The sequence below is a fragment of the Cesiribacter andamanensis AMV16 genome, assembly GCF_000348925.1.
Classification (GTDB): Bacteria; Bacteroidota; Bacteroidia; order Cytophagales; family Cyclobacteriaceae; genus Cesiribacter; species Cesiribacter andamanensis.
The window spans coordinates 24,363-33,215 of sequence record NZ_AODQ01000040.1 but is presented as its reverse complement, the minus strand read 5'-3'; the positions used below and the strand labels follow the sequence as shown (position 1 = coordinate 33,215).

8 protein-coding genes and 1 pseudogene are annotated in these 8,853 nt (G+C 57.2%); 6 read left to right on the top strand and 3 right to left on the bottom strand.

All coding sequences use genetic code 11. The annotated features are described in order from the left end of the window. Positions 1-1,691: pseudogene (locus tag ADICEAN_RS09310) on the bottom strand (vitamin B12-dependent ribonucleotide reductase); the annotation flags it as partial. Positions 1,692-1,873: 182 nt separating this feature from the next. Here ADICEAN_RS09310 and ADICEAN_RS09305 point away from each other — a divergent pair. The 6 genes from ADICEAN_RS09305 (at position 1,874) to nadB (ending at position 6,675) form a co-directional block, all read left to right on the top strand. Further along, on the top strand, positions 1,874-2,557 hold the full coding sequence (locus ADICEAN_RS09305) for a DUF542 domain-containing protein (RefSeq protein WP_009195327.1): 684 nt from the start codon (positions 1,874-1,876) through the stop codon (positions 2,555-2,557). Positions 2,558-2,574: 17 nt separating this feature from the next. Then, entirely contained in the window at positions 2,575-2,838 is a 264-nt protein-coding gene (locus ADICEAN_RS23230; RefSeq protein WP_236612890.1) for a hemerythrin domain-containing protein, read from the top strand. Positions 2,839-2,905: 67 nt separating this feature from the next. Continuing rightward, positions 2,906-3,373, top strand: coding sequence for a hemerythrin domain-containing protein (locus ADICEAN_RS09300; protein WP_009195325.1), 468 nt, complete (start codon positions 2,906-2,908; stop codon positions 3,371-3,373). A 153-nt stretch (positions 3,374-3,526) separates the two neighbouring features. Continuing rightward, on the top strand, positions 3,527-4,006 hold the full coding sequence (locus ADICEAN_RS09295; protein ID WP_236612889.1) for an RrF2 family transcriptional regulator: 480 nt from the start codon (positions 3,527-3,529) through the stop codon (positions 4,004-4,006). A 47-nt stretch (positions 4,007-4,053) separates the two neighbouring features. Beyond that, the gene (gene nadA, locus ADICEAN_RS09290; RefSeq protein ID WP_009195323.1) at positions 4,054-5,094 is read left to right on the top strand and encodes a quinolinate synthase NadA; all 1,041 of its coding nucleotides are present in this window, start codon (positions 4,054-4,056) and stop codon (positions 5,092-5,094) included. Between the two features lie 9 nt (positions 5,095-5,103). Next, complete coding sequence (nadB, locus tag ADICEAN_RS09285; protein ID WP_009195322.1) at positions 5,104-6,675, top strand: L-aspartate oxidase; 1,572 nt, start codon at positions 5,104-5,106, stop codon at positions 6,673-6,675. Between the two features lie 54 nt (positions 6,676-6,729). Here the strand turns inward: nadB and ADICEAN_RS09280 are convergent, their stop codons facing one another. Further along, positions 6,730-7,512: a T9SS type A sorting domain-containing protein gene (locus ADICEAN_RS09280; RefSeq protein WP_009195321.1), complete on the bottom strand. Its 783-nt coding sequence runs from the start codon at positions 7,510-7,512 to the stop codon at positions 6,730-6,732. 67 nt (positions 7,513-7,579) lie between these two features. Continuing rightward, the gene (locus ADICEAN_RS09275; RefSeq protein ID WP_009195320.1) at positions 7,580-8,821 is read right to left on the bottom strand and encodes an ABC transporter permease; all 1,242 of its coding nucleotides are present in this window, start codon (positions 8,819-8,821) and stop codon (positions 7,580-7,582) included. Between the last annotated feature and the right edge of the window lie 32 nt (positions 8,822-8,853).

The window sequence follows — 8,853 nt, the reverse complement described above, 5'->3', positions numbered from 1 at the left end:
CGGGCAGCCTGCAGCAGGTAATCGGGGCAATGGGCTGGGTTGAGCAGCTGGGGTGCAATGCTGAGGGCTTTTACCGCTTCTGTATGGCCCCAGGCGGCAGCCCGGTGATGCTTCATAACCTGCAGCATGGCCTCCCGGTTTTCGGCAAACTTCTGGAAGGGCCCCAGCTGCTGCGCCAGTTCGGCCGAGCTGGCATAGGCCGTACCTGTCATCAAAGCGGTAATGCCGGCGGCCATGGCCCGGGCTTGCGGACTATCATAGGGCAGGCCGGCCACCATCAGCAGGGCGCCCAGGTTGGCATAGCCCAGGCCAATGGTGCGGTACTCGTAGGAGCGCTGCGCTACCTCCTTGGAGGGGAATTGCGCCATCAGTACCGAAATTTCCAGCACCAGCGTCCAGAGCCGGCAGGCATGTTCAAAGGCGGCTACATCAAACCGACCTTCTTCTTCCCGGTAAAATTTGCGCAGGTTAAGCGAGGCCAGGTTGCAGGCCGTATTGTCCAGGAAAAGATATTCTGAGCAGGGGTTTGAGGCCCGAATGGGCCCTTCGGCCGGGCAGGTGTGCCATTCGTTTATGGTTGAGCTGAATTGCACACCCGGATCGGCGCAGTTCCAGGCAGCCTCGGTAAGCTGCTTCCAGAGCATGCTGGCAGGCACTTCTTTCAGTACCTTGCCGGTACTCCGGGCAGTAAGGGGCCAGGTACCCCCCTGCTGCAGCGCCTCAAAAAAGGCATTGGGAATCCGTACCGAGTTGTTGGCATTCTGGCCCGAAACGGTGCGGTAGGCCTCGCCCTCGTAGTCGGAGGAGTAGCCGGCGGCAATCAGGGCCGCTACTTTTTTCTCTTCCTCTACTTTCCAGTTGATGAATTCTTCAATTTCGGGATGGTCCATATCCACCACCACCATTTTGGCTGCTCGCCGGGTGGTGCCTCCACTCTTAATGGCCCCGGCAGCCCGATCGCCCACCTTCAGAAAGGACATCAGGCCGGAGGAGAAGCCGCCCCCGCTTAGTTTTTCATTGGCCCCGCGGATATCAGAATAGTTAGTGCCCGCGCCACTGCCATATTTAAAGACCTTGGCCTCGCGCACCAGCAGGTCCATAATACCCCCATCGGCTACCAGATCGTCTTTTACGGACAGGATAAAGCAGGCATGGGGCTGTGGGCGCTGGTAGGCCGAGTGGCTCTCCCGCAGGGCGCCGGTAACGGGCTCTATATAGTAATGTCCCTGTGCCGGGCTATCAATGCCGTAGCTCTCGTACAGGCCGGTATTGAACCACTGCGGAGAGTTGGGAGCGGCGTACTGGCCCAGCAGCATGTACACCAGCTCGTCATAAAACGCTTGGGCATCATCCGGACTGGCAAAGTATCCCCAGCGCTCGCCCCAGCTGCGCCAGCAATGGGCCAGGCGGTGCACCACCTGCCGGGCAGAGCTTTCGCTGCCCAGGCTGCCATCGGGCTGGGGTACCCCTGTTTTTCGAAAATATTTTTGGGCCAGAATATCGGTAGCAATCTGCGACCAGGCCTCGGGCACCTCTACCCCCTGCATGTCAAAAACGGTGTCGCCGGCCGGGTTGCGGATGGTAGAGCTGCGGCGGGTAAAGGAGAAATGGCTGTAGGGATCGGGCTGGTCTTTAGTGAAATAGCGGCCAATGCGCAGGCCTTTTGGCTTGGGGATTTTGGTTTTTTTCATAAAAATAGCTGTGGTTGAAAGACGTAAGCAGACTGGAAGATCGGCCAATGACCGCTGCCGAACCATGACTTTTCTCAGGTTTGGACAAAAGCGAAGGTAAAAGAAAAATAATGTATATAAAAAGACCTTTATATCTTTTAATCATTTATCTTTGCTCTATCATTCACCCATATCCCATTGCTATGGCAACTGCAGATACCTTAAATGTACTAGATGTAACCCAGATTGAGCCTCGCTTAAAGCACCCCACCATTTTCCAGAAATTCGACAGCCTGCAGGGCGGCGAAGGCTTTATCATCCATAACGACCACGACCCCAAGCCCCTCTACTACCAGTTGCTGGGCGAGCGCGGCCCCATCTTTACCTGGACCTATCTGGAAGAAGGCCCCGAAGTATGGGAGGTGCACATCAGCAAACTGGCCAGCGAGGAGAGCCCCACCATTGGCGAGCTGGTGGCCAAAGATTACCGCCGGGCGCAGGTGTTCAAGCGCTACGGAATTGACTTCTGCTGCGGCGGCAAAAAGACCCTGGATAAAGTATGTGCCGATAAGGGGATCAGCAAGGCAGCGCTGGAGCAGGAGCTGAATGCCCTGTCGGATACCTCCGCCAATAGGGGACTGAATTACGATAGCTGGGAGCTGGACTTTCTGGCTGATTTCATCGAAAATACCCACCACAGCTTTGTTCGCCACGCCCTGCCGGCCATCTATGAGTACACCACCAAGATCGCCCGGGTACATGGCGGCCGCCACCCCGAGCTGCTGCAGGTGGCAACCATTTTTGCCGGCATAGCCGCCGAGCTGGAAGAGCATATGGCAAAGGAAGAAAAGTGCTTTTCCCCTATGTGCGCCGCATCTGCCAGATAAAAAAGCAGGAGCGCGTGATGGAATTACCCCCATTCGGCACGGTGCGAAACCCCATCCGCATGATGGAGCAGGAGCACGAGTCGGCCGGCGAAGGCCTGGAAAAAATCCGGGAAATCACCGACAATTATACCCTGCCGGCCGATGCCTGCACTACCTACCGTCTGGCCTTCCAGGCGCTGCAGGACTTTGAGGCTGATTTGCACCAGCACATCCACCTGGAAAACAACATTCTCTTTCCCAAGGCGCTTATGCTGGAAGAGGAGCTCTTAAAAGAAGTATAAGCAAGTAGCCTTCTGCCGGCAGCAGCCCAGGGGGTATCTGCTGGCGGAAGGCCTTTACACTACCCCTATGAAACGAGATCCAAACCTGGTACCCCTCTCCAGAGAACATCATTTTGGGCTGCTCTTTTGCTGGAAGATCAAGCAGGGCCTGAGCAAGGGGGTATCCCTGCAGGTGATGCGCGACTATGCGGTGTATTACTGGCAGCTACACCTGCGGGAGCATTTTCGCAAGGAAGAAGAAATTCTGCAGCCCATGCTGCTGCCCCAGGACCGCCTGCGCCTGCAATTTGAAAGTGAGCATGCCCAGCTGCGCCAGATGTTTGAGGAACTGGAGCAACAGCTGCCGGATGGCCAGGAGCCGCTCAACGACCTGCAGGAAATGCTCAATGCCCACATACGCTTTGAGGAACGCCAGCTTTTCCCCTACCTGGAAGAACGGGCCAGTCCGCTGCAGCTGCAGCAGATCGGCGAGCTGCTGGCCGAGCATGGGCCGCTGCCAGAAGATGATTTTACGCCACATTTCTGGCTAAGCTGATAATAAGTGGTCTAAAATACGGCTTTATGCGTATCTTTTAGCAGTGGCAGGGTCCCATTGTGGTATAAAGTCATGTTTTAGGTTGATAAATCTCAGCCGTATGCTTTCAATTTTATACTAACTTGCCCTTCATCGGGCGCCAGCACCTATGCCATGCCTGATCTTTTAAAAAAACAAGCACACGGAATGCTGACCAAGACCTCCGAATACGCGATTCGATCGCTCATGTACATTGCCATCCACAGCTCGGAAACGAATAAAGTAGGCATAAAAGAGGTGGCGTCTGAGCTGGAGCTGCCCCTGCACTTTATTGGCAAAATTCTGCAGGACCTGGTACGCAAGGGGATCATCGCCTCCGTAAAGGGTCCGCATGGGGGCTTTTATCTGGACCGGCCCGCCAGCACCATCACCCTGATGGATGTGGTTCGGGTGATTGATGGGGGAGAGGCGTTTAAACGCTGCGGCCTGGGCATGAAACAATGCTCCGATGCCCATCCCTGCCCCCTGCACGAAGATTTTAAAGTATACCGGGATGGTCTGGCCAGAGTATTTAACAAAAGGACCATACACGACCTGACCCATGAGGTGGAAGCAGGCCATGCCTTTCTTACCAACCTGGCGGTTAATTCCTAAGCCTTCTCTACCCACGCTCTCTCCGCAACGCTACTCTTTTTTCTGCCATGATCAGTACAACATCTACCAGATTTGCCCACCAGCTGCGTCAGATGGGGGCCGACGAGCACGTGCTATCCAACCCAAAACTGCAGCAAGCCATTGACGAGATCCGGGAGCTCAAGCGCCAGAAAGGGGCCGTGGTGCTCTCGCATTATTATATGCCGGCCGAGCTGCAGGTAACCGATGCCGATGGCGGCATAGCCGATTTTGTGGGCGATTCGCTTGGCCTGAGTGTGGCCGCCAGCCAGACCAGGGCCCGGGCCATTGTCTTCTGCGGGGTGAAATTCATGGCCGAAACCGCCAAAGTGCTCAGCCCGGCGGCAACGGTGCTATTGCCCAGTATGAAGGCCGGCTGCTCCCTGGCCGTAAGCATCTCTGGAGAGGATGTGCGCTTTCTGAAGAAAAAATATCCGGGTGTGCCCGTGGTGGCCTATGTAAACACCTATGCCGAAACCAAGGCCGAAGCCGATATCTGCTGCACTTCCCGCAACGCGCTGGCAATTGCCAAAGCCATGCCGGGCGATCAGCTCATTTTTCTGCCCGACCTGTACATGGGCCGTAACCTCCAAACCCGCATCAAGGCCGAAACCGGCAAGGACCTGATTCTCTGGCAGGGAAGCTGTGAGGTGCATGAGCAGTTTACCCCCAACCAGATCATGGGCCTGCAGATGATGTACCCCGAAGCCGAGCTGCTGGTGCACTGGGAGGTGCCCGATGAGGTGATCATGCGTACCCTGAGCCGCAGCGGGGGCATACTGGGCAGCACCACCGATATCATCAAGTATGTAGGCGAAAGCCAGGCGCAGCAGTTTATTCTGGCCTCGGAATGTGATCTGGGTGCTACCCTGCGCGGCCTCTATCCCCAAAAAGAATTTGTAGTGCCCTGCATCCGCTGCCCGCACATGAAGCAGATTGATGTATACCGCACCCTGGCGGCCATGCGCGCCCTGGACACTCCGGCAGAAACCGATTTCCGCATTGAGCTGGACGAAGAGATCTGCCGCAAGGCCTATCTGCCCATTAGGCGTATGCTGGACTTTGCCTGATACCCCCCTATGGAATCCTATGATTTTCTGGTGATCGGCAGTGGCATAGCCGGTCTTAGCTTTGCCCTTAAGGCCGCTGAGGGGGGCAGGGTGGCCGTACTGTGCAAATCAGAGGCTGCCGCCTGCAACACCAACCTTGCCCAGGGCGGACTGGCCGCCGCACTGGCCAGCAGCGATAGCCGGCAGGCCCATATGGCCGATACCCTGGCCGCCGGCAGCGGACTCAATAATCCCGAGGCAGTGGCCCTGCTGGCAACCGAAGCCCCCGGCTGCATCAGTGAGCTGCTGGCGCTGGGAGTACCCTTTGATACCCTGCCGGGGGGCAAGCTGTCCCTTGGTCTGGAGGGTGGCCACAGCCACCACCGGATTGTGCATGCCCGGGACCAGACAGGCAAATACATTCATCAGCAGTTGCTGCAGGCGGTGCAACAGCATGCCCACATTCGGCTGCTGGAACATCACCTGGCGCTTGATCTGATGATTGATAGCCGCTCCGGCCAAAAGCGCTGCATGGGCGCCCGGGTGCTGGATGTGGAGCATAATCTGCTCTGCACCTTTTATGCCAGGGCCACAGTACTGGCCAGCGGAGGCGCCGGCCAGCTGTATCAGTACAGCACCAACCCTGCCATGGCCACAGGTGATGGGGTGGCCATGGCCTACCGGGCCGGGGCCCAGCTGGCCGATATGGAGTTTGTACAGTTTCACCCAACCACCCTCTACAAGCCGGGCCAGCCGGTTTTTCTGATCAGTGAAGCGGTGCGGGGCGCAGGCGCAGAACTGGTGCTGCCTACTGGAGAGCCCTTTATGCACCGCTACCATCCGCTGGGTTCGCTGGCACCGCGGGATATAGTGGCCCAGGCCATGCAGCAGGAGATGCAGCAAAGCGGGGCCGACTCCCTTTTTCTGGATATGCGGCGGCTGTCACAGGAGCATTTCTCGCAGCACTTTCCGGCCATTTACCAAACCCTGCTGCAGCAGGGCATTGATCCGCAGGAACAGCTGGTGCCTGTGGTGCCGGCCGCCCATTACATGTGCGGCGGCATTAGCACCAATGCGCATGGTCAAACCACGCTGCCGGGCCTTTATGCCTGCGGCGAGTGTGCCTGCACCGGGTTGCATGGCGCCAACCGGCTGGCCAGCAACTCCCTGCCCGAGGGCTGGATCATGGGGCGCCGCGCTGCCCAACATGCCCTGGCGCAGCCTGTGCCAGCAGCCCCCCTGCGGCCGGTTGAGAGCTGCTTTGTTCCCCTAGCCCACGAGAGTGCCCTTGCCGGGCTGCTTCGGCAGCAACTGCAGGAAGGCATGTGGCAGTATGCTGGCATTGTGCGTACCCGTAGCGGCCTGCTGGCCTGCCAGCGCCTGCTGGAACAGCTGGCCCATGAGGTAGAGGAGGCCCAGGCCCTGGGCCGGCTATCCCCTCCCTGGCTGGAATTGCGCAACCTGGTGCAGGTGGCGCAGCTGGTGACCCGGGCAGCCCTGGCCCGCACCGAGAGCTGCGGCTGCCACTACCTGCAGCCCGATGGCAAGCCTGCAGCAGCAGCAGCAGAGGCTGGCCTGGCACTTGAGCTGGAAATAGGATAAGGGAATTTGGCCTGGGCGGATGCAGCGCCACGGCCGGCTGAGATGGGCAGAAGTTTACTTCTTAAAGAACTTCTCGGTGCGGTTGTTGATCTTCAGGTAATAGACCCCGCTGGCCAGATTGCCCACAAAGATCTCATTGCCGCTGCCCTTGAGCAGGGGTTTGCCGCCGGTATCGGTAATCTCGTAGTCGGTATCCCGGCTCAGAAAGATCTTGTCTGAAACCCGGGTAGGGGAGAAGGTAACCGGCGCTATCTGTGCGCTGTGGTCAATCACATTGCTGTAATACATTTCTCCATCATCCTGCAAAAACTTAATGCGGTAGCGATTAAGGCCGGAATAATGATTAACACGGGCCTGGTAGCGGGCCTGCCCTTCTTCGGCCGAGAGGGTGGCAATAGGGGTCCACTGCTCGTTGATCCAGTGCTCAAGAAAGAATTTTCCGCCTTTTTGCTGGTTATTGGTAGTCCAGCTAACGTGGGCACTATCGGCATGCACGGCCAGGTACTTAAAGCTGGCCAGTTCCCGTACCACCTGGGGGTTGATCACCTTGGGCATGCAGCCCTCGCTGTAGCGGATCTTGATCTCTACCGGCGCTTTGGTGCTCAGGTGGGAGAGATTAATGGTATAGGCGCTGGAGCGGGGATTCTGGAAGATAAGCTCGCCGTTTACCCACACCTCCCGGGTGCAGTAGTCCTTCAGGTTGCCGGATAAGGGGTTTTGTACGTAGAGGTTGCGGCCATTGTACACACCGGTAAGCACAAGCTCTTGCTGCTGAGCAAGGGCAAACGCCCCCTGGCTCAGAATCAGGATAAGGAATATGGTAGCCCGCTGCAGCATCTAATTGGTGTGGCCCAATTACTATATAACGCAATAGAGCACAAGATGCATCTAATTTGCGATAGTTTTATTCAAAACGCAAGGATTCTACCGGATCTAAGCGAGAAGCCTTGCGGGCGGGATAATAGCCCGAGCCCAGGCCTACAAGAATGCAGATGCTTACGCCGGCCATGATCCAGAGCCAGGGGATCAGAAAGCCCCCTTCGCCTACCAGAGAAGACACCAGGTTGCCGATCAGGATGCCAAACACAATGCCGGCAATACCGCCCAGCAGGCAAATTACGGTAGCTTCTATAAGGAACTGCAGCCTGATTTTCTGAGGGGTGGCGCCCAGGGCTTTGCGCACCCCAATTTCGCGCGTGCGCTCGGTTACCGACACCAGCATAATGTTCATCAGGCCAATGGAGGCACCCAGCAGGGTAATAATGCCAATCACAAAGCCGCCAATGCGCATTTTGCCGGAGATGCTGGCCAGCTCTTCGGCCGCCGAAATGTTGCGGCTCAGCTCAAAGGAATCGGGCTGCCCCAGGGCATCCTGGCGAATGGCGCGCATCAGGCCGGTGGCTTCGCCCATGGCATTGTCCATTTCCTGGGGGTTGGGGATACTTACTTCTACCGTATAGGCCAGGGCCTGGTTGGTGGCAAAGCGGCTGGCGCCGGTTACGGGAATGATGGCCGCCCGGCTGGAGCCGCTGTTGCCGCCCATGGAGCCGGCCTCATCCATCACCCCAATGATCTTAAAGCGGTTGTTCAGCAGCATGATATCGGCCCCTACAGCCTCCTCGTTGCGCTCAAAAAGCGCTTGCCGAATGGTGGGGCCTATGATCACCAGGTTGGTGCCCAGCTGAATGTCGTTAGGGGTGAAATTACGCCCTTCGGCCAGGGTATAGCCCGATTGTGCCAGAAAATTCTCATCGCCGCCCAGCACCACCATGTTGGGGTTGGTTTTTTTGGATCCGTACTTGAGCTCCGCACCAAAGGTGATCATGGTGCTGATGGAGATATCGGCAGGGACTGAAAAGTAATCCTTAAAGCGCTTTGCCTCAAAGAAGGTGATCTCGGGATAGGTCTTCTCCTGCCGGCCCTGCATTCTGCGCTGATTGCCGGCATCTTTGCTTTCAATCTTAAAGGAGTTAGCCCCCAGCGATGCAAAGTTGTTGGTAATGGAGGCCTGCATGCCGTCTATGGCCGTCAGGATCCCCACCAGAGCGGTGATGCCAATGGCCACAATTGCAGCCGTAAGCACGCTGCGAAGTAGGTTGGCCCGTATGGACCGAAGTCCTTCACTTATATTTTCTTTTAAATCCACTGTATTGCTGGTTGAGTAGCACAGCTCCTGTT

What these genes read in the sequence shown, in the direction of transcription:
- ADICEAN_RS09305 (WP_009195327.1), top strand. Translation starts at nt 1,874, where the DNA reads ATGGCAACTGCAGATACCTTAAATGTACTAGATGTAACCCAGATTGAG.
- ADICEAN_RS23230 (WP_236612890.1), top strand. Translation starts at nt 2,575, where the DNA reads ATGGAATTACCCCCATTCGGCACGGTGCGAAACCCCATCCGCATGATG.
- ADICEAN_RS09300 (WP_009195325.1), top strand. Translation starts at nt 2,906, where the DNA reads ATGAAACGAGATCCAAACCTGGTACCCCTCTCCAGAGAACATCATTTT.
- ADICEAN_RS09295 (WP_236612889.1), top strand. Translation starts at nt 3,527, where the DNA reads ATGCCTGATCTTTTAAAAAAACAAGCACACGGAATGCTGACCAAGACC.
- nadA (WP_009195323.1), top strand. Translation starts at nt 4,054, where the DNA reads ATGATCAGTACAACATCTACCAGATTTGCCCACCAGCTGCGTCAGATG.
- nadB (WP_009195322.1), top strand. Translation starts at nt 5,104, where the DNA reads ATGGAATCCTATGATTTTCTGGTGATCGGCAGTGGCATAGCCGGTCTT.
- ADICEAN_RS09280 (WP_009195321.1), bottom strand. Translation starts at nt 7,512, where the DNA reads ATGCTGCAGCGGGCTACCATATTCCTTATCCTGATTCTGAGCCAGGGG.